We start from the raw sequence: 24,122 nt of genomic DNA, 5'->3' as shown, positions 1-24,122 counted from the left end.
AAAATCCTTCGCAAAAAACGTCAACTTCTTTCGGGACGAAGTTGCTATAGTAGAGAAAGAAAGCGCTACACGAAAGGAGCCTTGCGAGTGTTCTTAAGCAGATTGGGCGTGCTGACGGATGAAGTGTCGGACCGATACGAAGAAGCGCTGGACTGGGCGGCTGAGCAAGGGCTTGCGCACGTGGAAGTGCGCGTCGTCGACGGACGGAATGCCGCGAGCTTGAGCGATGAGGAGGCAGCGGAGGTCCGCCGGAAGGCGGAAGCGAGGGGACTGTACATATCCGCGATCGCCTCGCCGGTGTTCAAGTGCGCCCTGGATCCCGCGAGACCGGTCGCATCCGGGGATACGTTCGGCCAGCGGGAAGAGAGCGTCGAGGCGCATTTCGCGAAGCTGTCCAGGGTCATCGAGCTGGCGGAACTGATGGGCACGAAGCGGATCCGGATTTTCTCTTTCTGGCGCGAGCGGGATCCGGAGCGCTACGCGGAGGAGATCGCAGGGCATCTCCGGCGCGCGGCCGGCATCGCACAGGACGCGGGGGTAGAGCTGCTGCTGGAAAACGAAGCTTCGTGCAACGGCGGATCGGCGCGCGAGGTCGCGGAGCTCGTCCGCGCGGTCGATTCGCCGGCGCTGCGCGCGCTGTGGGATCCGGGCAACGAAGCGCATGCGGGCAAGGAAGCGTACCCTCGGGGCTACGAGACGATCAAGCCGTATGCCGCCCACGTACATCTGAAGGACGCATGCTTCGGGCCCGACGGCCAGGCGCGCTGCGTGCCGCTCGGCTCCGGGGATGTGCCGGTCATCGCGCAGCTGAGGGCGCTCGATGCGGACGGTTACGAAGGGCTTTTTTACGATCGAGACGCACTACGTGCCCCGAGACGGCAGCCGGATGACCGGGACCCGGATGACGCTCGACGCGCTGCGCGCGCTCGCGAAGGAGGTATAGGCGGATGGCGCAATGGGGATTCGGCATCATCGGCTGCGGCGACGTCGCGGAAAGGCATGTCGAGGCGATCGGGCAGATCGAGGAAGCGAAGCTGGTCGCCGTCTCCAGCAGGACGGAGAGCCGGGCGAGAGCGCTCGCGGAGCGGGAAGGCTGCGAATGGGTCACCGACTACCGGGACCTGCTCGGCCGAGAGGATATCGATATCGTCTGCGTGACCACTTCGAGCGGCAGCCATGCGTCCGTCGGGCTCGACGTGCTGAACGCGGGCAAGCACCTCATCGTAGAAAAGCCGATGGCGATGAGCGCGCGGGAAGCGCGGAAAATGACGGATACGGCCCGCGAGCGCGGCGTCGTCCTCTCGTCGATCGCCCAGCGCAGATTCGAGGCCAATAACCAGTTGATCAAGCAGGTGCTCGACGCAGGCGCGATCGGCAGGCTGCTGCTGGCGGAGATGACGCTGCCTTTCTACCGCAGCCAGGCCTACTACGACAGCGCCGATTGGCGGGGCACGATCGCCGAGGACGGCGGCGCGCTCATGAATCAGGGCATTCACGGCCTGGATCTGATGCTCTGGTTCGCCGGGGACGCGCGCACGGTGTTCGGCAAGACGGCCACGCTTACGCACCGCATGGAGGCCGAGGACCTGGGACTGGCGATCTTGCAATTCGAGAGCGGCGCATACGGGACGGTGATGGCGTCGACCAGCATTCAGCCCGGGTATCCCGCGACGATCGCGCTGTACGGCGAGCAGGGCGCGATCAAGCTCGAGGGCAGCTCGATCGTGCGCTGGTCCGTACCCGGCTGGGAACAGCCGAACTGGGCGCAGGAGCAATCGTACGGCGGGGTGACCGATCCGAAGAGCATCGTCGCCGAATTTCACCAAAGCCAGTTCCTCGACGTCATCGCCGCCATCGAGACGGGCACCGAGCCTTTAAGTTCGGGCGAAGACGGCTGGCGGGCCGTCAGGCTGGTCGAGGCGATCTACGAGAGCGCGAGCCGAAGGGCGGAGATCGTGATCGGGGAAGAGCGAGAAGGGGGGGCAGCCGGATGACGACCTTGCAACAGCCGGTAATTGAAGCGCAAGCGGGCGACTTAAAAGTCCGGGTGTACCGGTCCCGCGGCGAGATGGGCGCGGCGGCAGGGTCCGACGTCGCCGCCAAGATCAAGTCGCTGCTTCGAACCAAGCCAAGTATCCGCATGATCTTCGCGGCGGCGCCGTCTCAGAACGAGATGCTGGATACGCTTGCGGCCGACCCGGATATCGAATGGTCGCGCATCGTCGCCTTTCATATGGACGAATATCTGGGATTGCCTCCGGACGCTCCCCAAGCCTTCGGGCGCTATCTGCGGGGCAGGCTGTTCGACCGGGTGAAGCCGGGGGCGATCCATCTGATCGACAGCGCGAACGACAGCGAGGCGGAGTGCAGCCGATATGCCGCGCTGCTGGCCGAGGCGCCGATCGACATCGTCTGCCTGGGCATCGGCGAGAACGGGCATATCGCCTTCAACGATCCGCCGGTCGCCGACTTCGATGATCGACTGCTCATTAAGCCAGTCGAACTCGACGAGACGTGCAGACGCCAGCAGGTCAACGACGGCTGCTTCCCGGACATCGATGCGGTGCCGACGCATGCGCTGACGTTGACGGTGCCCGCGCTTCTCTCCGGCGCGCATCTGTTCTGCGTCGTGCCGGGGCCGACCAAGCGGGAGGCCGTAGGCCGAACGCTGAGCGAGCCGATCGCGACGGCTTGCCCGTCCACCATCCTCAGAAGCCATCCGGACTGCACCCTGTACGCGGATCTCGATTCGTACGGGGCGGTGGGACGATGATCCTCAAGGCGCTCCACTATCGTACGGGCGAGCCCGTGGAGATCGAAGTCGAAGCCGGAAGGATCGCGCGGATCGCGTCTGCGGAGGCGGAGCCGGCGGAGCGGGACGCGCTGCCGTACGCGGCGCCGGGACTGGTCGATCTGCAGATTAACGGCTTCGCCGGTCACGACTTCAACCGGTCGCCGATTCCGCCTGAACTGCCGGGGACGGTGGCGCGCGAGCTTCGAAGGGAAGGCGTGACCGCCTTCTATCCGACCGTCGTCACGAACGGGCCCGCGGCGATCGGTTCCCAGGTCGCGGCCATTGCCGAGGCTTGCGAGCGTGATACGGACGCAGCCTCGTGCATCGCGGGCATCCATCTGGAGGGACCGTTCATCTCGCCCGAAGACGGCGCGCGAGGCGCCCACGCGTTGCGATTCGTCAGGGCGCCGGACTGGGAATTGTTCTGCAAGTGGCAGGAGGCGGCCGGCGGCCGCATCGCCATCCTCACGCTGTCGCCCGAATGGGAGGGGGAGCGGCGCGTTCATCCGCCGCTGCACGGATAGCGGCGTGACGGTGTCTATCGGCCATACGGCCGCCACCGCGGAGCAGATCAAGGAAGCGGTCGCGTCCGGCGCGCGGATGTCGACGCACTTCGGCAACGGCGCTCACCTCATGCTGCCTCGCCATCCGAACTATCTATGGGAGCAGTTGGCCCAGGACGAATTGTACAGCTGCTTGATCGCGGACGGGTTCCATCTGCCGGACCAGGTGCTGAAGGTCGTCCTCAAGGTGAAGGGCGAGAAAGCGATGCTGGTCAGCGACGCCGTGTACCTGAGCGGCATGCCGCCGGGCGAATATACGACGCACATCGGCGGCCGCGTCGTTCTGACGCCCCAAGGCCGGCTCCATCTGGCGGAGCAGGAAAAGATCCTGGCCGGATCGGCGCAGATGCTCCTCTGGGGGATTGAGCAGCTGGCGGGGCGCGGCATCGCGAGTCTGGCCGACGCATGGGACATGGCGTCGGTCAGGCCGGCGGGCTTCATGCGGCTGCCTGCGGCTGCGGGATTGTCCGCGGGCGCTCCGGCCGACATCGCGCTGTTCCGCCGGGACGGCGGCAAGCTCCGGATCGAACGGACATGCAAGGCGGGCGAGATCGTATATCGTGACGACTCAGGCAAGGGCGACCGATGAGCCTTTATCGAGGACAGGGGGGAACGAAAATGAAATTAGCGGCATTCAGCGGAGTCTTCATCTCGCACAGCATTCAGGAAGCCATGCACCTGACGAAGCGGCTCGGCTTGGACGGGATCGAGATCGCGGCGCGCGAGCCTCATATCTCTCCGTCCAGCAGCATGGAAAGAGTCAAAGAGGTCAAGGCGCTATCCGACAGCCTGGCGCTCCCGATCCCCGTGCTGGCCAGCTATATCGGCGGCTTCTCCGATGCCGACGACAGCCAGTCGGAGAGTTACTTCGAGGAATTCAAGCGGCTGCTCGAGATCGCCGACGTGCTGGGCACGCGCATGATCCGCGTTTTCCCCGGTGGTCCCAACGCCTTCAAGGCGCAGGACTATCACTATGCCAAAGCCGCCTACTGGATGAATCTATGCGCCGAAGAGGCGAAGAAGCATGAAGTGAACGTGCTCATGGAGATTCACAACGACTCGCTCGTCGAGACGGTGGACAGCAGCCTGCGACTGCTCGGCATGATCGGAAGCGACAACGTCGGGATGATTCACGACGCGGGCAATATGTATATAACCGATACGGATTATGGACGCGACTCCGTCCTTCGGCTGGGGCGCTATTTGATGCATGTGCACGTGAAGGATGAGCTTCGCATCGCGGAGCTCGGTGCGCCGGGGACGTTCGCCAGTACGACGCGCCACGGCCGGGAGCTGTTCCTGCAGAGCCGGCTGGGCGAGGGCGGGGCCGACCACAAGCCGCTGTTCGACGCGCTGCGCGAGACGGGCTACTCGGATTGGGTAACGCTGGAATGTCATGCCCCGTTTCCGGCGTACGAACGTTTGGAGCACGACCTCGAGGCGCTTCGCAGGCTGATCGCAACAGCGTAAAGACAGGCGGTGTCGTATGAACGAAGACTTGGACCTGCCGCTTTTTCAAGGCCGGGATGAGCTGAACAGGGATTTTCCTTTCAAAATATTCCGATATGCCAGTCCGCTCATGAAGCAGAGCCTGCACATGCACGACTACGTCCAGATCGCCTACGTCCGTCAGGGCATGTGCAATCACCAGCTGCTCGGCAAGTCGCTGACCGTCAGCCAGGGAGATCTGTTCATCATCGCGCCCGGCAACGGACACAGCATCAGCGCCATCGAAGATCAGGCGTTCGAGCTGATCATGGCCGACTTCTTGCCGGAACTGCTGGAGGGGCATCTGGGGCCAATGGAGGATTACCTCAAGCGTTACCTGACGCCGGGACCGGCGGCCGCGCCTTATTCCTGGCTGCATGTCGGCAAGCACAGGCAGCCGCTCGTCTTGCAGCTGCTCCAAGACATGCAGGACGAATACGACCACAAGGAGGTCGGCTACGAGTTCGCGATCCGGATCTCCCTGCTGAAACTGCTGACGGTGGCCGAGCGCGAATACCGCGCCGTCCGGCGCAGCCCGGGCAGGCAATCCGTCGCCGCCGACCGGGAGCCGATCGAAGAAGCCAGACGGTACGTGCACGATAACTACAGCCAGGACATCCCGCTTGAGCACGGCGCTTATATCGCGAATATGGCGCCGGCGTATTTCAGCCACATGTTCAAGCACGTGACGGGTCAGTCGTTCATCGACTACGTGAACGAAGTCCGCATCGAGCGGGCGAAGGAGCTGATCCGGCGGCAGTCGCTCACGGTCACGCAGATCGGGTTCCAAGTCGGCTATCGGCATCTGAGCCACTTTATCCGCACCTTCAAGAAGCGCACCGGCATCACGCCTACGGAATACAAAAAAACGTTCGGCGGCTCCGCCGAGCCTATCGGAGAAAGAGGGATGAACAAATGACGGCAACTCCATTGAAAGTCGGCATCATCGGACAGGGACGCAGCGGCCGCGACATTCACGGCAAACTGCTCGTGCAGCTCCCCGCACAGTACCAAATCGCGGCGATCGCCGATTCCATCCCGGAGCGCCGTGCGCTTGCCGAAACGGAATTCGGCTGTCGCGCCTATGGCACGTGGGAAGAAATGATCGCGAGCGAGCAGCTTGACCTGGTCGTCAACGCGTCGCCGAGCCATCAGCACTTTCCCATCTCGCTGGAGCTGCTGAACAAAGGCTTCAACGTCCTGTGCGAAAAGCCGCTGGCCAAATCTCCCGAGGAGGTCGATCGGCTGATCGAAGCTTCCAAGCGCTCGGGCAAGCTGCTTGCCGTCTTTCAGCAGTCCAGATACCACCCCGCTTTCCAGCAGATTCGCCAAGTGATCGATTCCGGCGTGCTCGGCCGCATCGTACAGGTAAGCATCGGTATGAACGGATTCGCCCGCCGATGGGATTGGCAGACGCTTCAGAGCAACAACGGCGGCAATCTCATGAACACCGGTCCGCATCCGGTCGACCAGGCGCTGCAGCTGTTCGGCACCGACGCGCTGCCGCAGATTACGTGCATCATGGACCGGGCGAACACGTTCGGGGATGCGGAAGACTACGTGAAGCTGCTCATGAGAGGCCCCGGCCGTCCGACGATCGATATCGAGATCTCGTCCTGCTGCGCGTATCCGCAGGATTCGTTCAACATCCAGGGCACCAACGGGGGCCTGCATGGCAGCCCGGAACATCTGGAGTGGCAGTACTTCAAGCCCGAGGAAGCGCCGGCGCAGCAGCTCGTGAGAGAGCCGCTGTTCAATGCGGCGGGGCTGCCCGCCTACTGCAACGAGGAACTGACATGGTACAACGACGAATGGTCGATGTCGCTGCCGGAGGGGCAGAGTCTGTTCGGCTACATGACCGAAAGGCTATACCTGATGCTGCACCGCTCGCTCACGGAGGGCGCGCCGCTGGAGATCACGCCGGAGCAAGTGCGCCAGCAGATGTGGGTCATGGAGGAGTGCAGGCGGCAAAATCCGTTGATTTACAGCGCGTAGCATAGGGGCAAACCTTTTCATGCGAAAAAACCGTTCTTCGGCCAGGACGCAATCGTGCGTCTGTGGGCGAAGAACGGTTTTTTGAATTTAAGCTACTTTGCCCCGCCGACCGTAGCGCCGACCGCGATAAGTTCCTCGTTGGGACTACTTCGCCCAGCCGACCGTAGCGCCGACCGCGAGAATTTCCCCGTTGGGACTACTTCGCCCCGCCGACCGTAGCGCCAGCCGTGAGAAGTCCCCGTTGGGACTACTTTGCCCCGCCTACCATTGCGCCAGCCGCGAGAAGTCTCCGTTGGGACTACTTCGTCCCATCGATCGGTGCGCCTGCCGCGAGAAGTCTCCGTTGGGACTACTTCGTCCCATCGATCGGTGCGCCTGCCGCCAGAAGTCTCCGTTGGGACTACTTTGTCCCATCGATCGTCAGAGCGCGACCCACGCTACCAGCCCGTCCGGCCGGTCGGGATCGATGCTCTTGCGTTCCGCGCGGCACAGCGCTGCGATCTGCGAGAGAAAGAGGAAGGGAATACCCTGGACCGCAGGATCCAGCGCGAAGCCGGAAAAGACGGCGTAGTCGGCGATCGCTTCAAGCTCCGCGTCTGCCGCGTCGGCGTAAACGATGACGGTCGCCCCCCCTGCGCTTAAGGTCGCGGAGCAGATTGTGCCGGTGCCGCGCGCCCCCGGCGTCGCCGGATGCGGCGGCGATGACGAGCGTGCCCGGACCGACGACGACCATCGGCCCGTGGCGGACGTCAAGCAGATGATACGACTGGGCCTGCACGGCCGCGATCTCGGTCAGCGCGATCGCGCCTTCGCCCGCCAGGCCCTTCAGCTCGCCGTCGGCCAGCACGACGGCCTGGGTCCAGTCGAATCCCGCCGCCGTGCGGATGCCCGCCTCGACACGCGCCATGAACGCTTCGCCGTCCCGGATCGCCGCGTCGATCGAGGCGATCAGCGCTTCGTCGCCGCCGAGAAAGGCAGCGATCAGCAGATCGGCCGTATACAGGTTGATCACCGTTCGGGTCTGGCAGACGCTGGCGTCGAATGCCCAGGGAAGCTCCAGCGCCAGGTCCGCCTCGGCCGATAGCGGGGAGCCAGCGACGCAAGAGATGGCCAGCAGCGGGACGTGAGCCGCGCCGCGCAGCAGGCGGACGGCCTCGACGATCTCCGTCGTGCTGCCCGAACGGGAAGGCGCGACCAGCAGTGTGCCCGTCAGCGCGGTTCGATAGCGCTCGCCGTTCAGCAGCAAGTCGCCGCCGGCAAAAGCCTGCGCCGTCAGGCCCGCGCGCAGCCGGACGGAAAACGCGGCGGATTCGCAGAGGCAATAGCTGGAGCCGCAGCCGAGAAAGGTGATCGAGGAGGGGGCGATGCTTTTCACGAACGTTTCGATTCGCCCTCGCTCGCCCAGCATGTATTCATAGGTTTGTCGCAGCGCCGCATATTGCTGTTTGGTCTCCCGATAAGTCAGGCTCATTGGACGGCAACCTCCACATATTGATTTATAAGATCATAATAATCAAATAAAATGATTATTACAATCATTTAATGATTGAAAAAATCATAATTATTCTCTATATTATAAACGAACGCGATGGATCGACTCGCGCACGAACACCATTCAAGCAGGCCGGGAGGAACCAGTCATGGCTCTAACATCGACGACGGCGGTGCTGCGGCACGCGAGAAAGCACGGATACGCCGTAGCGGCTTTTAACGTTCACACGCTCGAGATGCTGCAAGCGGTCGTGGATGCCGCGATCGAGAGCGACGCCCCGCTCATTCTCCAGACGACCGTCGGCACCGTCCAGCATCTGGGCGCCGACTACATCGCCGCCGCGGCCGAGGTGGCCGCGAGCCGGACCCGTCTGCCGATCGGTCTCCACCTCGACCACTGCACCGACTACAACGTCATCGTAAGGTGCATCCGGGCGGGCTATACCTCCGTCATGATCGATGCGTCCATGCATCCTTACGAGGAAAACGTCGAGCGCACAGCCCGCGTCATCTCGGTGGCCGCGGCAGTCGGCGTCAACGTCGAAGCGGAGCTTGGCAAAGTGGGCGGCGTGGAGGACGACATCGTCGTCGACGCCCGCGACGCGCTGCTGGCGGACCCGGAGGAATGCGTGTCGTTCGTCGCGCGCACGGGCGTAGACACGCTGGCGCCGGCGATCGGCACCGCGCACGGCATCTACAAGGGCGATCCGGACATCGACTTCGACCGGATCGCCCGCATCGCCGGAAGCGTCGACGTCCCGCTGGTGCTTCACGGCGGCTCCGGCATTCCGCCTGATCAGGTCAGGCGGGCGGTCGCGCTCGGCATGGCCAAGATGAATATCGCCACCGAGCTGCGCATCGCGTTTTCGGATGCCATCAAGCGCGTCTTCGAGGATCGGCCGGGGGAGAACGATCCCCGCAAGTACATGGTGCCGGCGAAGGAAGCCGTCAAGCGTCTGGCGCTCGAAAAGATAGCGCTGTGCGGCTGCGCCGGACGGGGCGGTGAGGCGGTGTGATCGTCACGGTCACGTTAAACGCCGCGGTCGACAAAACCTACTACGTGTCCGGCTTCGCGGCGGGCGCCGTGCAGCGGGTCAGGCGGCAGATCGCAGAGCCCGGCGGAAAAGGGAACAACGTCGCCAAGATCGTCAGGCTGCTCGGCGGCGAAGCGGCCGCGACCGGATTCTCGGCGGGCGGCGCAGGCGCCTTCATCGAGGAGCGGCTCGCCGCGAGAGGCATCGGGACCGCCTTCGTCCGCATCGCCGGCGAGTCCCGAACCTGTCTGAATATCGTCGACGAGGCGAGCGGCGCGTCGACGGAGCTGCTCGAGGAGGGGCCGACGGTCGGGGACGCGGAGCTTGCCGAGATCAAAGAAGCCGTCGGCCGGCTCGGCGCCCAGGCGAGCGTCGTCGTGCTGTCCGGCAGTCTGCCCGCCGGCGCGCCGGCGGATCTTTATGCGGAGCTCGTAGACACCGCGAGATCCGCGGGCGCCCGCGTCTACCTGGACGCGAGCGGCGAGGCGCTGGCGCTCGGCATCCGGGCGAAGCCGGACTTGATCAAGCCGAACGAAGAGGAGCTCGCCCGGCTCACCGGCCGCCGGCGCCTGGAGGCCGATCATTGGACAGAGGCCGCGGCGAAGCTTCACGGCCAAGGCATTCGCCAAGTGTGCGCGACGCTGGGGCGTCAAGGCGCGGTCGCCTGCATGGACGGCAAGCTGTATCGCGTCATTGCGCCGAGCGTCAGCACGGTCAGCGCCGTCGGCTGCGGCGACGCGTTCATGGCCGGCATGGCCTATGCCGACGAGCTGGGGCTGCCGGCTGCGGATCGGCTTCGCATGGCCGCTGCTGCGGGTGCGGCGGCGGCCATGACGGACAGGGCGGGCGAGCTCGATCCTGCCGTCTATGAAAGGCTGCTGGACAGCGTGGAGGTCTTGCCGCTGTAATGCCGCAGCGCCGCAGCGCCTCGCGTGCGAAGCGGCGCAAATGGTTGCAATCCGGACGGCTTCTCCTGCACAATGTAGAAAAATACGCGGATGACGGGCGGGGGAGTCGGGACATGGAAGCGACGTCGAAGGGCGAAACGCGCAGGGCGAAGATGCTGGAGCTGATCAAGGCGAACGGGAGATTGTCGATTCAGGAGATTACGAGCGCGCTGCAATGTTCGGAGGCGACCGCGAGGCGCGATCTCGACCTGCTGGAGCGGTCGGGTCCGATCATCCGGACGATCGGCGGCGCCGTTTATGAAGGAACGACGGCACAGCCGGCAGCCGAGCTGCCTTTTGCGGATAAAAGACAGGCTCAGCTGCAAGAGAAGGAACGCATCGCGGAGACCGCGGCGGGACTCGTATCCGACGGGGACGTCATCTGCCTCACGGGCGGAACGACGACATTCCTCATCGCGCGCGCCCTCAAGGCCAAGCGCAATATCACGGTCGTGACCAACGCGGTGAATATTGCCTATGAGCTGGCGGACGCGGAGGACGTTCAGGTCGTCGTGGTCGGCGGCGTCATGCGGGCCAAGAGCTACGAGCTGATCGGGCCGCTTGCCGAGACCGTCGCGGACCGCATCAACGTCACCAAGATGTTCCTTGGCGTCGACGGCGTATCGGAGACGCACGGATGGACGATGCATTCGGAAATGGAAGTTCGCATCGCGCAAATTCTGATCCGGCGCTCGGGCGAGGTGTACCCGGTGTTCGACGACAGCAAGCTTGCGAAAACGGCCCTCTTCACGATCATGCCGCTGGCCGAAGCGACGGGCATCATCACGAACCGCCAGCCGGACGGTTGGCTGGCTCGCGCCTGCCAAGAGCATGGGATGGCCGTTTACGTACCTGAGCAAACCATTAATTCTGTCGGCTAAGGAGCGTAATCATGGTACAACCGGCGTTCTCGATCATCGGATGCCAGCACGGGCACATCGCCTCTTTTATCGAAAAGATGCTAGGCATGGGCTATCGCTGCGCGGGTATTTTCGAGGAGGACGGCGAGGACCGGGGCCTCGCGATCGCGCTATCCGACCGATTCGGCGTGCCGCTGCTCGATGCGATCGACGACGCCTTGGCGGAGGACGTGAGCGTCGCCGGCTGCGCCGCGGTCAACAGCCGCAAGATCGACGTCGCCGAGCTGTGCGAGGCGCGGAGCAAGCACATCATGCTCGACAAGCCGGCCGTGACGAGCAGGACGGGTCTTGAGCGGCTGCGCGGCATCGTCGGACGGGGACGGATCGAGGTCGGCATGCTGCTGACCCAACGCTTCCATCCAGGCGTGCATACGCTCAAATCGCTGATTGACGAAGGCGCGCTCGGCCGGCTCGTGTCGCTAGACATGCGCAAGCCGCATCGGCTGAACGCGGGCGACCGGCCGGACTGGTTTTTCGATCATGCCCGCTCCGGGGGCATCATTCAAGATTTGCTCGTCCACGACCTGGACCTGCTGCGTTGGCTGACGGGCAGCGAGATCGCAGATATACAGGGGTATATGGCCAAACGAATTCTGCCGGAGCATCCGGGCTTTTACGATGCCGCGGCGCTGAACGCGAGGCTAGCGGACGGTACGCTCGCCCAGCTTTACGCAGACTGGCATACGCCCGTCCGCAACTGGACCTGGGGCGACGGGCGCATCTTCGCCGTCGGCACGGCGGGCAGCGCCGAACTGCGTCTGCAGGGAGATCCCTGGGGCGCCCGGGAGCCGATGCTGCTGCTGTCCAGCGATGCGGAAGCGATCCATCCCGTGCCGCTGCGGCAACCGCCGGTCAGTCTCTACGCGGATTTTATGAATCGGCTCCGCGGCGGTGATTCCGTATTGTCGGGAGAGGATGTGCTGCTCGCCTCCGCGGCGGCCGTGGACGCGGACGAACGGGCGGCGCGGATCGAGCGGGCTTAGTCGGGGCCGGGAATACGCGCTCCGCGATTACGGCGCCGAAGCGTCCCGCGCCGTCGAAGCAGCCCCGCGGCCCCGCGATCCCGTCGCCCTTAAGCGCAAGATCCAAGCAACGCGATATTCGAGAGGGAAAGGGGGAAGCGACATGTCGGTACGCAAAGCCCTATTGATCGGCGCAGGCGGCTTCGGCCGCGTCCATCTGAACGAGCTGGTCCGGCTCACGGACGCAGGCTTGGTTGAGCTGGCTGCGATCAGCGACGTGCGGCTGACGGAGAGCGCGGCGGCCCTCGTCGCGGAGCGGGGCATTCGGCACTATGCCGACTACCGCGACATGCTCTCGGCGGAGGCCGGCGCCGACTTCGTCGTCATCTCCACGCCGATCCCGCTCCATGCGCCGATGAGCATCGGCGCGATGGAGGCCGGCTACCACGTCCTCCTGGAAAAGCCGCCCGGCGCCCTGCTCCAGGATGTCGACCGGATCGCGGAGACCGCCTCCCGGACGGGCAAATTATGCGCCGTGAACTTCTTCGCGCCTTCGCGCAAGGCGCAGTCGCTGATCGCGCACGCGATCGCCTCCGGGGAGATCGGCCGCGTCAAGCGCTTCAAGGCGATCGCCCTGCTGCAGCGCACGGCTGCTTACTACGGCCGAACGCCTTGGGCCGGCAAGCTGACGGCCGCGGGAAATGTCGTCCTCGACGGTGCCTTTCACAACCCCGCCGCGCATCTGCTCTACAGCATGCTGAAGCTGGCGGAGACGGCGGCGGACGCGGTCGGCCGCGAGTCGCAGCCGGTCAGCGTAGCGGCCGAGATGTACCATGCCAATCCCATCGAGAGCGACGATACGACCGCGATGCGCATCGAGATGAGCGACGGTACGCCGCTCTGCTATTACGTGACGCTGTGCGCGAAGGAGACGGAGACCCAGCGCGTCCGGATCGAAGGCACCGAAGGCGCGATCGAATGGAATTATGACGACCAGGTCAGGATCTGGCGGTACGGTCTGGGAAAATCGTACGACTGCGCGGAAGGCGGGTTCGTCGAGAGACGGTACAGAAACTTGATCCGTTCGATCGACGGTCAGGACGGCCTGGACGTCTCGCTGGATTCGGCGCGGCGCTTCACGCTCGTGGCCAACGGGGCGTTCGAATCGGCCGGGGTGATCCGCGGGATTCCGCCTGCCTTCGTGCGCCTGTCGGACGCCCAGGACCAGCCGGGCGCTTATATCGAAGGGATCGAGACCGCCATCAAGGATGCTTTCGCGGCGGGCAAGCTGCTATCCGAGACGGGCCTGCCGTGGGCGGCGCAACCGGAATCGTTCGATCTGCGCGCGTATCGCCGTTTTCCCCAGCGTTTCCGCATGAACGGCGCCTAGCATCGGCCGGACCGCAGAGGAGGAGCGTGCTATGAAATTTTATATCAGCGTCGATATGGAAGGCATCGCAGGCATCGCGCTCAAGGAGCAGATCTACCGCGGCGAGATGTTCTACGAGGAGTCCCGCCGTCTGCTGACGGACGAGGTGAACGCCGTCGTCGAGGCGCTCGTGCAGGCAGGCGCGACCGAGGTTTTCGTAAAGGACGCCCACGCGTCAGGCTTCAATCTGCTGTGCGGCAGCCTGCATCCCTTAGCCACGCTGGCCGTCGGCCCGCTGCCGCTCTCGAACCGGTTTCCCGGCTTGGACGGTACGTTCGACGGCGCGCTGCTCATCGGTTATCATGCGATGGCCGGCACCCCGGGCGCGCTTCTCGAGCATACGTTCAGCTATGCGGATATTAGCGAGCTGGCGCTTAACGGCGCGCCGATCGGCGAGATCGGGATCGACGCGCTGCTGTTCGGCCGCTGCGGCGTCCCGGTCGTCTTCGTCTCCGGCGACGACAAGGCCTGCGCAGAAGCGCATCGGCAGCTGGGCACGGTGGTCACGTACGAGACGAAGAAGGGGACGGGCCGGCACGCGGGCCTGCTCAAGGCGCCTCGGCGCGTCCTGGCTGAGATCGGCGAGTCCGTCAAGGAGGCCGTTACCCGCAGAAGCGAGTGCAAGCCCTACGCATTACCGGGACCTTACGAGATGCGGATCGATTATACGAGCACGAATCTGGCCGACGCGCACGCTTTCGAAGCGGACGGCGTTCGCCGTCAAGGCGGCAGGACTTTGAAGCTCGAGGACGACGATTTGATGCGGCTGCTCGTCCGGACGTTCAGATAAGCGAAAAACGGCTTGGCCTGTCTCGGCGATGAGGCAGGCTTATTTGTCGTTTCGGCGCATGGAAACGACCGCGAAAAAGGCCGTTTACGCCCGAATTGCGATAGAAGTGGAGCAGGATGAAATTGACCAAGTATAAGACAATTTACCCTAATGGCGATTCGCTCGGGACTATGGCAGGCTTAAAGAGAAGCGCTTACATAGCGGGGAGGAGGGAAGGCGTTCAGAGGGCGCTTCCGGCAGCCCATTAAACTGTAGAAAGGCGGTAGAGATAACGAGAGGTAAGCACGATGCAAATCGAGCACGCTCTGTAGCAGTGGAATGACCATTCAACGGAGGGAGTGTAAGAATGCTTACGATTGTTAAAAAATCAGGGGCGTCGTTACTCGTCGCCAGCCTATTGTCCGCCTCGTTTCTGTATCCGTCCGACTCCAAAGTCTACGCGGACCCGACGGAGACCAACGTCGCGCTCGGCCATGCAACCGTGTCGACGAACGGCGTCGTCTCGAATGCCGCATCGTTGAATCTGCTTGTCGACGGCGACCGTCAAACGAGCAACTATGCGATGATCGACGCCTCGACAGGGCCCAAGTGGGTACAGCTGGATCTGGGCGAATCGTTTCCCGTCTCGAAGGTGAACGTCCTGAACGACTTCAACCCGACCGCTACGAGAACCGGACGCGATATCATTGTTCAGCTGTCGAACGATCCAACGTTCGCTAGCGGCGTATCCACCATTTTCAACAATGATTCGGACAATACCGCGGGCCAAGGCGCCGGGACCGATTCCGTTTATCTTGAACCGACTGACGGCAGCGGCAAAACGATCGCGCTCAGCACGCCGGTCTCCGCCCGCTACGTCCGCTCTTGGGCGAACGGGCATATCCGCACGGCTGATGGATCGATTAAAAATGTGAACACGCCGGTCGAGCTTGAAGTCTACGCCGCAACCCCCGCAACGAACGCATCTCTCCCGATCAATGTCAATTTAACCGCAAGCAACGCCACCGTAAACAGCGCTACGCTAAACTGGACCAGTCCGGGACCGTCGGCGGTTACCGGCTATGACATTCGCTATTCGACTTCCCCGATTACAAGCGCCAACTGGGACGACGGCTTGACAGTTAAGCGCGTCTTAGGCGAACCGGCTCCGGCTGCGGCATCTTCCGCCCAGACGATGACGGTGAAGCGATTGCCGTCCGGGGCGACCGTGTATTTCGCGATGAAAACGATCGGAACCGGCGGGCAAGTATCCAACCTGTCATCCGTCGCCAGCATCGCGATCAAGCCGGTCGCGAATGTCGCGTTCGGCAAGACGGTAACGTCGAACGCCGCCTCGCCAAGCGGTCAGCCGCTCTCCGCGCTGACGGACGGCGTGACGGCGTCGGACAAATACGTGCTGTATGGCGTATCGGACGGCCCCAAGTATGCGCAAGTCGATCTGGGCAAGGCGTACGACGTCACCCGGGTCAACATCCGCAACGACTGGGGCACCGCCACTACGTATCGAACCGGCAAGGATCTGATCGTGCAGCTGTCGAACGACTCCACCTTCGCCAGCGGCGTGACCACCTTCTTCAACAACGATGGCGACAACAGCTCCGGGCTGGGCGCAGGCACCGATGCGGAATACGTCGAGCCGGGCGACGGCAGCGGCAAGGACATCCTGCTTAACGATACGGTTAACGCCCGTTATGTCCGCTATTGGGCGAACGGCCATGTCCGGATCAACGGCACGGTCAACCTGGTCGATACGCCGGTCGAGATCGAGGCGTACGCGGATCCGCAGGACAGCGTGCCGCCGGCGGCCGTCACGAACCTGGCCGTCACGAGGACGACATGGAAAACCGTAGATCTCAGCTGGACGGCGCCGGGCGACAACGGCAACGTCGGCAAGGCGAGCGCTTACGAGTTCCGCCGGTCGACTTCGCCCATTACGGCGGCGAACTGGGCGAACGCGACCGTCGTGACCGGAGCGCCGGTGCCGCTTACGGCCGGGACGATCCAATCGTTTACGGTTAGCGGGCTGACCCCCCTCCACGACTTATTATTTTGCGATGAAATCGAAGGATATCATCAACGACTCGCCGCTGTCGAACGTCGTCAGCAGCACGACGCCGGCTGCGGATACGGAGGCGCCTGCCGCCATTTCCGATCTTCAGGTGTCACAGGCGATATTCCGCTCCGCGAAGCTGACCTGGACGGCGCCGGGCGATGACGGCACGATCGGGACCGCAGCCGGCTCCGAGGTGCGCTACTCCACCTCCCCGATTACGGCAGCGAACTGGTCTTCGGCGTCGCTGGTGGAAGACAAAATGCCGCAGAAGGCATCCGGTTCGGCCATGGCCATGAAGGTGAAGGAGCTGACCGCAGGGACGACCTATTATTTTGCCGTGAGGACCAAGGACTCGGTCGGCAACTTGTCGGCATTGTCCAACGTGGTCAGCGCTACGATCGCCACGCCGACGGCGGACGCCGTGACGGTCAACTCGCTGAGCGCGCTGCAGCAGGCGATCACTAACGCGCCTGCGGGAGGCCGTGTCATTACGCTAGCGGCCGGCACGTATAACCAGACGACGACCATCCAGATCACCGGCAAAAACAACATCACGATCCAGGGCGCTACGTCGAACAGAGCCGATACGGTCATTAAAGGGCCGGGCATGTCCAACTCATCCATGGACATCAACATCAAGATCAATAACTCGGACTACGCCACGATCAAGAACATGACCATTCAGGATAGCTACTACCACTCCATCCAGATTAACGACGGCTCGAACTATTTCCATGCCGACAATCTGAAGACATGGGACAACGGAGAAGGCGGCTTCAAGACGACCTTTGACGTGAACGGGATCAACGGCTATACCGATTACGGCTTGATCGAGAACTCTTTAATCGGTTATACCACCAGCGGCATCCAGAGCGTCGTCGAAGGCATCGATATTATCGCCGGCAAAGGCTGGATCGTACGCGGCAACAAATTCGAGAACGCCCAAGGCTACTCCGCCGGCGTCGGCTATGCCGTCTTCGCCAAAGCGAACTCTCTCGACACGATCATCGAGAACAACGTATTCACGAACAGCTTTATCGCCATGTCGTTCGGCGGCGGGGCTCCGGCCCATCGTTTTTCCGCAACCAGGACACCACCTATGAGCATCGCGGCGGCATCATGCGCAACAACGTGGTGTACGGCACGGTAGACGCAGGCGTTTATCTGAACAAAGCGACCGGGTTCAAGGTGTATAACAACACGATTCTGAAAACCGGCAGCGGTCTGGGTTCCATCGAGCCGCGCTTCGTCGAGACGAGCGGCGACATTCGCAACAACCTGCTCGGCGCCGACGTCAAGCTGCGCAACAGCGCGACGGCGACCCAGGGCAACAACCTCACGGGCGCGGACGGAAGCTGGCTTGCCAATCCGGCGCAAGGGGACTATCATCTCCATCCGTTCTACGGTGCGGGCGCGCGCGATATCGGCGCTCCGCTGACCGAGGTGCCGACCGATATGGACGGTCAGACCCGTCCTTACGGCAGCGCGCCGGATGTCGGCGCGGACGAGTTCGTTCCGAACGAGACGACCCCGCCTTCGGCCATCTCCAACCTCGCGTCAAGCGCAGTAACCGCGCGCACGTTCAAGTTGACGTGGGCCGCTCCGGGAGATGACGGCAATGTAGGCAAGGCTTATCTGTATGACATCCGATATGCCAATGCGCCGATTACCGAAGCGAACTGGAGCAGCGCGCAGAAAGTCGAAACCTCCCTGCTTCCTGCGACTTCCGGAACTTCGCAGTCGATGACCGTGACCGGGCCAACCGCAGGGACGACCGTCTATGCGGCAATGAAAGCGGTCGACGATCAAGGAAACGTTTCGGCGTTGTCGAACGTCGTGTCCGTCACGATGGCGGCTTCTTCAGCCACCGAGTTCAGCCCGGCGGACGACGTGCAGAATTCGTACGGCAATATTTACCCCAATCAGCAGACGCTTGCCGTTTCAAACAATGGAAATTACATCTACACCGCTTATTTGCAGGGAAATTTCAGTACGTTTTCGGGAAGCTCGGCCGAGCGCGCCATACTGAAGCTGTATACCAACTACAATAAACCCATCACGATGAAGGTTACGGTTACCGGCCTGCAGGACAATTCCTGGACGGAAGGCTCCGTCACGGCCTCGAACTTGCCGAGCGAGACCGGAGCGGTCGATCTGGGCTTGCTCCCGGTCACCGGACCGGGCTGGTACGATTTCGACATCACGGATTTCGTGAACAGTCACATGGGCGACAAGAAGGTTTCGTTCAAATTGAGCGATCCTCTGAAACAGTCAAACCCCGTGAACTTTAACAGCTCGGAGAACCCCTACAACAGGCCGATTATCGTCATTGACAATACGGATGCGATTGCGCCTGACGCGATCGCCGATCTGGCGGCCGGCGATCGCACGATGAGCAGCGTCGTGCTTAAATGGACGGCGCCGGGCGACGATGGCAACGTGCGTACGGCTAGCGAGTACGACGTGCGTTATTCGTCGTCGCCGATAACGGCAGCGAACTGGAGCTCGGCTACGCCTGTCGTCGGGGAGCCTACCCCGCAGGTTGCCGGCACGAAGCAGCAGTTCAGCGTGCTGGGACTGACGCCGGGAGCGACCTACTACTTCGCGATGAAGACGCGCGACAACGCGAATAATTTCTCGGGCCTCTCCAACGTCATCCAAGTCGTCATGGAGACGACGATCAACGTGGCCAAGAACAAGTCGGTCACGTCGAACGGAACGGTATCGAACAACGTGCCGCTGTCCATCCTGACCGACGGCGTGACCGCTCGCGATCAGTATGCGCTGATCGGCGTATCGACCGGTCCGAAGTGGGTTCAAGTCGACCTGGGTCAGGCATACGGCATCGAAAAAAATCAACATCCGCAATGACTGGGGCGCAAGCGCCGACACATACCGGACCGGGCGCGACCATGTCGTCCAGGTGTCGAACGACCCGAACTTCGCCACAGGCGTGACGACGGTGTTCAACAACGACCAGGACAACAGCTCCGGACTCGGGGCCGGTACCGATGCGGAATATCAGGAGCCGGCAGACGGGTCGGGCAAGACGATCGCGCTTTCGTCGACGATCAATGCCCGTTACGTCCGCTTCTCGGCCAACGGGCACGTTCGGGTCAATCAGACTTACAATGCGGTCAATACGCCGGTCGAGATCGAGGTCTACGCCGATCCGGGCGATAGCGTCGCGCCTGCCGCGGTCGCGAATCTGTCCGGCAGCCAGACGACCTGGAAGACGACGAAGCTGAGCTGGACCGCGCCGGGCGACGACGGGTCCACGGGAACGGCGGCTGCCTACGATATCCGCTATCATACGGCGCCGATTACCGAAAACAACTGGAACGATGCGGTGAAACTGACGAACGCGCCGGTCCCGCAAGCCGCCGGCACCGCGCAGACGCTGGCCGTATCCGGACTGACGCCGGCGACGACGTATTATTTCGCCATGCGCGCCATCGACGAGGCGACCAACGTATCGGCAATCTCGAACGTGTGGTCGGTGTCGACGCCGGCATCCGATCCGACGCCGCCTGCCGCGATTGCCGATCTGCAAGCCGTGGCGCCGAACATCCGCAGCGTCCAACTGACCTGGACCGCTCCGGGCAATGACGGTATGTTGTATAAGGCTGCGGGTTACGACGTTCGCTATTCGACGTCTCCGATCACCGATGCGAACTGGGCGACGGCTACGCAAGCCGAGGATGAGCTCGCGCAGAAGGATGCGGGCTCGGCGATGAAATTCCAAGTCAATCAGCTGAATACCGGCGTCACGTACTACTTCGCCGTCAAAACGTTCGACGACGCCGGAAACTATTCGGCACTGTCTAACGTCGTAACGGCCACGACCAATACGCCTGTATCGGATGCGGTGACCGTCACCTCGCTCGCTCAGCTTCAGCAGGCGATCGATGGCGCGCCGGCCGGCGGACGGGTGATTACGCTCGCTGCAGGCACGTACAATCAGACGGCTACCATTTCGATCGACGGCAAAAACAACATTACGATTCAAGGGGCGACGACGAACTACAACGATACGGTCGTCGTCGGCATGGGCATCAACAACTCTTCGCTCGACATCAACTTCAAGGTGAACGATGCGGACTATGTCACCATCAAGAACATGACGATTCGCGATTCGTACTTCCATTCGGTTCAGGTGAACAGCGGCTCGGACTACTTCCACGCCGATCATCTGAAGACGTGGGACAACGGCGAAGGCGGCTTCAAGTCGACTTCGGGCGGCAGTCCGGACCTGCCTTACGCGGATTACGGGGTCATCGAGAATTCGGTGATCGGCTACACGACCTCCGGTCAACGCGGCGTCGTGGAAGGGATCGACCTGGTCGCTTCGAAGGGTTGGGTCATTCGCGGCAATACGTTCCAGAACGCCAAGGGCCTGAATGACGGCGTAGCCTATGCGTTCTTCGCCAAGGGCAACTCGATGGATACGATCGTGGAGAACAACGTATTCCTGAACAGCTTCATCGCCATGTCATTCGGGGGCGGAGGCACCGGGCCGACCTTGTTCCGCAACGGCGACACGACTTACGAACACCGCGGCGGCATCATGCGCAACAACGTGGTGTACGGTACGTCGGATGCGGCTGTCTACATGAACAAGGCGAACGGCTTCAAGGTGTACAACAACACGATGCTTAACATCGCGCCGACCGTGAATGTCGGCGGCGTCGAGTCTCGCTACGCGGAGAGCAGCGGCGACATCCGCAACAACTTGATGGATAAGGATGTCAAGCTCCGCAATGGAGGTACCGCGACATCCGGCAACAACATCGTTAACGCTTCATCGAGCTGGCTGATCAACCCGGCCGGAGGCAACTACCATCTCAATCCGTCCACCGCGCAGCTCGCGATCGATGCAGGCGCTTCGCTGCCGGCGGACGTCCCGACCGACATGGACGGCCAGCAGCGTCCGACCGGCGCCGCCTACGATATCGGCGCGGACGAAGTGAGCGCGGCGCCGCTGGCGCCGACCAGCGTCACGGGCAGCGTCTACGGCGGCGCCGTCCAGCTGAGCTGGGACGTCTCGGCCGGCGCGACGAGCTACAACGTGAAGCGCGCGACGGTCAGCGGCGGCCCTTACACGTCCCTGGCGACAGGCGTCACGACGAACGCTTACACGGATAGTACCGTTGCCGCAGGCGCGACTTATTATTATGTCGTCGCGGCCGTTAGCGCCGGCGGCACGAGCCCGGATTCGGCGGCAGCGTCCGTCACCGTGCCCAATCCCGTGCCGACGGGCGTCACGGCAACAGGGGGCGGCGGTTCCGTGACCGTCGGCTGGACGGCAGTGAGCGGCGCGACCGGCTACAACCTGAAGCGAGGCACGGTCAGCGGCGGTCCATATACGACGATCGCGACGAGCGTCACGGCGGTCACGTACACGGATCAGACCGTGACGAACGGGACGACGTATTATTACGTGGTCAGCTCCCTTTATAACGGAGGCGAGAGCGCGAACTCCTCGCAAGCGTCCGCAGCGCCTCTTGCCAATCTGGCGTTGGGGAAGACGGTCACGGCAAGCAGCACTTACAATAGTACGAATTGGGCCGTAGGGAAAGCGGTTGACGGCGAACGCAATTCCATAGCCGGCAAATTCGGGTGGACCAGCAACAATTCGCTTACTTCCAATCATACCGAATGGATCATGGTGGACTTGGGAACGGCGGCGGCGGTTAGCCAGGTCAGCTTATACCCCCCGTAACGATACGGGGAACGCGGGATATGGCTTCCCTGTCGATTTTACGATCCAAGTTTCCACCGACGGAACGACTTGGAACGAAGTCGTAAGCCGCACTGCCTATCCGATGCCGGGAGGAACCGTACAGTCCTTCAGCTTCGCATCGGCACAGGCCCGTTATGTCAAGGTGACGGGGACCAGCTTGCGTCAAAATCCGAGCGATTCCAATTACTACAGAATGCAGCTTGCGGAGCTGGAAGTGTACTGAGTGAATAAGCCGTAAACGAAAGCAAGAAAAAGAACCGCCGGCATCAGCTTAACGGCTGATCCGGCGGTTCTTTCTTTTGGCGGGCGCGGTCAAACCGACGCGGTCAGGCGAGGTGCCGCCTCCAACGGTGCAAGCTCCATGCCATCAGGCCGACCGTCGCGCCGGCGAATAGGCAGATGGCGGGCAAGAGGCCGAGCCGCTGCGCGACGATGCCGAGCCCGAGGATCGGAAGGCTGACGCCCATATAAGTCACCCCGTAATAGATCGATACGGCCTGCGCGCGATACGCATCCGGCACGGATTCGTTGACGTAGCGAAGGCTTCGGGCGTAGCAGGGGCCATGGCCCAGCCCGAGCATGACGGCGGACAGCGCGAGCAGCGCGGGAGATTTGGCAGCCGCGGCGCCGAGAAGCACGGCAAGCCCCGTCGCGAGCAGCAGGTAGCCGACCGTCAGATTGGCGAGCAGCGGGTAGCGACCGCTCCGGATCTGGGCCCAGGCGGACAGTCCGAGAACAAGGGCAAGCCCGACGCCGGAGGCGATCAGGCTCGATTCGCCGACGATATCGGGGAGGTAAGCCGGGAGGATCGCCGTGACCAGGCTCATGATGGACCAGGAGATGAACGATGTCCCCGCCGCCGTATACAGCGCGGGGCGAATCGCGCGCGGCACGGAGGGCCATCGGATCCGTATCTTGCCGCTCGCCGGCTTGCCTTTATTTCCGATCAGCCAGAGCCCGACGATGCCCGGAAAGACCAGTATCGCATGAAGCGCGAAGGGAAGGCGCGTCGGATACGCGGCGAGCTCGCCCAGGAAGCCGGATACGACAGGGCCGAGCGCATTGCCGGCGGTCACGGCCGCGGAGCCCGCGAGAGCGGCCTGGCTCCGCGCCTGCAGGCCGCCCAGCTCCGTCATGGCCGCCACCGCGACCCCGTTCATGATGCCGACCGATACCCCCCTGCAGCATGCGGGACAGCACCAGCATGACCGGTCCGTCGGACAAGAGGAAAAAAACCGAGCCGAGCAGGGCGAACAGGATGCCGGAAAGCAGCAGCTTGCCCCGTCCGATTCGATCCGACAATGGCCCTGCGACGAGGATGACGGGAATGACGACGATGGCATAGGCGGCGAACAGGAGCGTCATGGCCGCCGGCGGCAGATGCCACTGCGCCCGGTACAGCGCGTAGAGCGGGGCCGGCAGATTCGTGCCGAACAGCGTGATGAACAAGCTGTAGGCGACGATCCAGAAGGCGGCGGTCCTGCCGATCGCGATCGGCTCGCGCCAATGGCGCCGCGCTTTGGTCTTGACCTGGATCACGTCGAGCAGCCCCGCCAGACGCGCGGTCACGCCTTCCAGACTGCCGGCATCGATCGAGACCGCCACCTTCATCCGCGCGATAGCCGGCTTCTTGCCGGAACGGACCGACAGTTTCTCGATATTGCAGCCGATTCGCCCGAACAGCTCCGAGACGCTCGCCAGCACGCCGGGCCGATTGTTTACCGTTAATGAAACGACATGGGTAGCCATGAGGACATGCGCTCCTTTCCCGCTTTCGCAGAAAGCCGAAAAATGTCCATTCATTGTAGCATCCGCGCCGGAAGGCTTCCTATAGGGCAGGTTTATCATTTAGGGGGTCAGTTTTGACCCCCCTAAATGGATTCTTCCCGAAGTTTAAAAATCACCTAGTAAAC

General features: G+C 62.8%; 19 protein-coding genes and 2 pseudogenes. 18 read left to right on the top strand and 3 right to left on the bottom strand.

Annotated features, from left to right (window positions below; genetic code table 11):
• Positions 1 to 87: 87 nt before the first annotated feature.
• The 8 genes and pseudogenes from OMP38_RS17980 to OMP38_RS17945 all read left to right on the top strand — a co-directional run.
• Positions 88 to 786 (top strand): annotated as a pseudogene (locus tag OMP38_RS17980) (sugar phosphate isomerase/epimerase family protein); the annotation flags it as partial.
• A gap of 161 nt (positions 787 to 947) precedes the next feature.
• Positions 948 to 1,994, top strand: a complete 1,047-nt coding sequence (locus OMP38_RS17975; protein ID WP_277566342.1) for a Gfo/Idh/MocA family protein — start codon at positions 948 to 950, stop codon at positions 1,992 to 1,994.
• Positions 1,991 to 2,773 (top strand): glucosamine-6-phosphate deaminase, encoded by a 783-nt coding sequence (locus tag OMP38_RS17970; protein ID WP_277566341.1) that lies wholly within the window; start codon positions 1,991 to 1,993, stop codon positions 2,771 to 2,773. The genes OMP38_RS17975 and OMP38_RS17970 overlap by 4 nt, the downstream gene beginning before the upstream one ends.
• A complete protein-coding gene (locus OMP38_RS17965; RefSeq protein ID WP_277566340.1) occupies positions 2,770 to 3,318 on the top strand; it encodes a hypothetical protein in 549 nt (182 codons plus the stop codon). The genes OMP38_RS17970 and OMP38_RS17965 overlap by 4 nt, the downstream gene beginning before the upstream one ends.
• Positions 3,319 to 3,322: 4 nt before the next feature.
• Complete coding sequence (locus OMP38_RS17960) at positions 3,323 to 3,946, top strand: hypothetical protein (RefSeq protein WP_277566339.1); 624 nt, start codon at positions 3,323 to 3,325, stop codon at positions 3,944 to 3,946.
• 29 nt (positions 3,947 to 3,975) lie between these two features.
• The gene (locus OMP38_RS17955) at positions 3,976 to 4,827 is read left to right on the top strand and encodes a sugar phosphate isomerase/epimerase family protein (protein WP_277566338.1); all 852 of its coding nucleotides are present in this window, start codon (positions 3,976 to 3,978) and stop codon (positions 4,825 to 4,827) included.
• A 16-nt stretch (positions 4,828 to 4,843) separates the two neighbouring features.
• Entirely contained in the window at positions 4,844 to 5,764 is a 921-nt protein-coding gene (locus tag OMP38_RS17950) for a helix-turn-helix domain-containing protein (protein WP_277566337.1), read from the top strand.
• Complete coding sequence (locus tag OMP38_RS17945) at positions 5,761 to 6,840, top strand: Gfo/Idh/MocA family protein (RefSeq protein WP_277566336.1); 1,080 nt, start codon at positions 5,761 to 5,763, stop codon at positions 6,838 to 6,840. The genes OMP38_RS17950 and OMP38_RS17945 overlap by 4 nt, the downstream gene beginning before the upstream one ends.
• 583 nt (positions 6,841 to 7,423) lie before the next feature.
• On the opposite strand, the gene OMP38_RS17940 is transcribed toward OMP38_RS17945, so the two are convergent.
• Positions 7,424 to 8,311 (bottom strand): SIS domain-containing protein, encoded by an 888-nt coding sequence (locus OMP38_RS17940; protein WP_277566335.1) that lies wholly within the window; start codon positions 8,309 to 8,311, stop codon positions 7,424 to 7,426.
• A gap of 169 nt (positions 8,312 to 8,480) precedes the next feature.
• Between OMP38_RS17940 and OMP38_RS17935 the strand changes: the two genes are divergently transcribed.
• The 10 genes from OMP38_RS17935 (at position 8,481) to OMP38_RS35990 (ending at position 22,432) form a co-directional block, all read left to right on the top strand.
• Positions 8,481 to 9,347 (top strand): class II fructose-bisphosphate aldolase, encoded by an 867-nt coding sequence (locus OMP38_RS17935; protein ID WP_277566334.1) that lies wholly within the window; start codon positions 8,481 to 8,483, stop codon positions 9,345 to 9,347.
• Complete coding sequence (locus tag OMP38_RS17930) at positions 9,344 to 10,273, top strand: 1-phosphofructokinase family hexose kinase (protein WP_277566333.1); 930 nt, start codon at positions 9,344 to 9,346, stop codon at positions 10,271 to 10,273. Before OMP38_RS17935 ends, OMP38_RS17930 begins: the two co-directional genes overlap by 4 nt.
• 113 nt (positions 10,274 to 10,386) lie before the next feature.
• Positions 10,387 to 11,193 (top strand): DeoR/GlpR family DNA-binding transcription regulator, encoded by an 807-nt coding sequence (locus OMP38_RS17925; protein ID WP_277566332.1) that lies wholly within the window; start codon positions 10,387 to 10,389, stop codon positions 11,191 to 11,193.
• A gap of 11 nt (positions 11,194 to 11,204) precedes the next feature.
• The gene (locus OMP38_RS17920) at positions 11,205 to 12,215 is read left to right on the top strand and encodes a Gfo/Idh/MocA family protein (protein WP_277566331.1); all 1,011 of its coding nucleotides are present in this window, start codon (positions 11,205 to 11,207) and stop codon (positions 12,213 to 12,215) included.
• Between the two features lie 142 nt (positions 12,216 to 12,357).
• Positions 12,358 to 13,584 (top strand): Gfo/Idh/MocA family protein, encoded by a 1,227-nt coding sequence (locus OMP38_RS17915; protein WP_277566330.1) that lies wholly within the window; start codon positions 12,358 to 12,360, stop codon positions 13,582 to 13,584.
• Between the two features lie 31 nt (positions 13,585 to 13,615).
• Complete coding sequence (locus OMP38_RS17910; protein ID WP_277566329.1) at positions 13,616 to 14,413, top strand: M55 family metallopeptidase; 798 nt, start codon at positions 13,616 to 13,618, stop codon at positions 14,411 to 14,413.
• Positions 14,414 to 14,759: 346 nt separating this feature from the next.
• A complete protein-coding gene (locus OMP38_RS17905; RefSeq protein ID WP_277566328.1) occupies positions 14,760 to 16,628 on the top strand; it encodes a galactose-binding domain-containing protein in 1,869 nt (622 codons plus the stop codon).
• 957 nt (positions 16,629 to 17,585) lie between these two features.
• A complete protein-coding gene (locus OMP38_RS17900; RefSeq protein ID WP_277566327.1) occupies positions 17,586 to 19,337 on the top strand; it encodes a CBM96 family carbohydrate-binding protein in 1,752 nt (583 codons plus the stop codon).
• 52 nt (positions 19,338 to 19,389) lie between these two features.
• Positions 19,390 to 22,188, top strand: coding sequence for a fibronectin type III domain-containing protein (locus OMP38_RS17895; protein ID WP_277566326.1), 2,799 nt, complete (start codon positions 19,390 to 19,392; stop codon positions 22,186 to 22,188).
• Positions 22,100 to 22,432, top strand: coding sequence for a discoidin domain-containing protein (locus tag OMP38_RS35990; protein ID WP_420869706.1), 333 nt, complete (start codon positions 22,100 to 22,102; stop codon positions 22,430 to 22,432). Before OMP38_RS17895 ends, OMP38_RS35990 begins: the two co-directional genes overlap by 89 nt.
• Positions 22,433 to 22,535: 103 nt before the next feature.
• On the opposite strand, the gene OMP38_RS17890 is transcribed toward OMP38_RS35990, so the two are convergent.
• Both OMP38_RS17890 and OMP38_RS17885 read right to left on the bottom strand, forming a co-directional pair.
• Complete coding sequence (locus OMP38_RS17890) at positions 22,536 to 23,369, bottom strand: MFS transporter (protein ID WP_277566325.1); 834 nt, start codon at positions 23,367 to 23,369, stop codon at positions 22,536 to 22,538.
• Positions 23,370 to 23,400: 31 nt separating this feature from the next.
• Positions 23,401 to 23,958: pseudogene (locus OMP38_RS17885) on the bottom strand (MFS transporter); the annotation flags it as partial.
• Positions 23,959 to 24,122: the final 164 nt, after the last annotated feature.

It is taken from the genome of Cohnella ginsengisoli, assembly GCF_029525555.1.
GTDB classification, from domain to species: domain Bacteria; phylum Bacillota; class Bacilli; order Paenibacillales; family Paenibacillaceae; genus Cohnella; species Cohnella ginsengisoli.
Note: the sequence above shows the minus strand (reverse complement) of the source record. Positions and strands in the feature narration are given on the sequence as shown.

Bases quoted from the DNA above. Each gene is read 5' to 3' on its own strand.
- OMP38_RS17975 (WP_277566342.1), top strand. From the start codon at position 948: ATGGCGCAATGGGGATTCGGCATCATCGGCTGCGGCGACGTCGCGGAA.
- OMP38_RS17970 (WP_277566341.1), top strand. From the start codon at position 1,991: ATGACGACCTTGCAACAGCCGGTAATTGAAGCGCAAGCGGGCGACTTA.
- OMP38_RS17965 (WP_277566340.1), top strand. From the start codon at position 2,770: ATGATCCTCAAGGCGCTCCACTATCGTACGGGCGAGCCCGTGGAGATC.
- OMP38_RS17955 (WP_277566338.1), top strand. From the start codon at position 3,976: ATGAAATTAGCGGCATTCAGCGGAGTCTTCATCTCGCACAGCATTCAG.
- OMP38_RS17950 (WP_277566337.1), top strand. From the start codon at position 4,844: ATGAACGAAGACTTGGACCTGCCGCTTTTTCAAGGCCGGGATGAGCTG.
- OMP38_RS17945 (WP_277566336.1), top strand. From the start codon at position 5,761: ATGACGGCAACTCCATTGAAAGTCGGCATCATCGGACAGGGACGCAGC.
- OMP38_RS17940 (WP_277566335.1), bottom strand. From the start codon at position 8,311: ATGAGCCTGACTTATCGGGAGACCAAACAGCAATATGCGGCGCTGCGA.
- OMP38_RS17935 (WP_277566334.1), top strand. From the start codon at position 8,481: ATGGCTCTAACATCGACGACGGCGGTGCTGCGGCACGCGAGAAAGCAC.
- OMP38_RS17925 (WP_277566332.1), top strand. From the start codon at position 10,387: ATGGAAGCGACGTCGAAGGGCGAAACGCGCAGGGCGAAGATGCTGGAG.
- OMP38_RS17920 (WP_277566331.1), top strand. From the start codon at position 11,205: ATGGTACAACCGGCGTTCTCGATCATCGGATGCCAGCACGGGCACATC.
- OMP38_RS17915 (WP_277566330.1), top strand. From the start codon at position 12,358: ATGTCGGTACGCAAAGCCCTATTGATCGGCGCAGGCGGCTTCGGCCGC.
- OMP38_RS17910 (WP_277566329.1), top strand. From the start codon at position 13,616: ATGAAATTTTATATCAGCGTCGATATGGAAGGCATCGCAGGCATCGCG.
- OMP38_RS17905 (WP_277566328.1), top strand. From the start codon at position 14,760: ATGCTTACGATTGTTAAAAAATCAGGGGCGTCGTTACTCGTCGCCAGC.
- OMP38_RS17900 (WP_277566327.1), top strand. From the start codon at position 17,586: ATGCGCAACAACGTGGTGTACGGCACGGTAGACGCAGGCGTTTATCTG.
- OMP38_RS17890 (WP_277566325.1), bottom strand. From the start codon at position 23,369: ATGAACGGGGTCGCGGTGGCGGCCATGACGGAGCTGGGCGGCCTGCAG.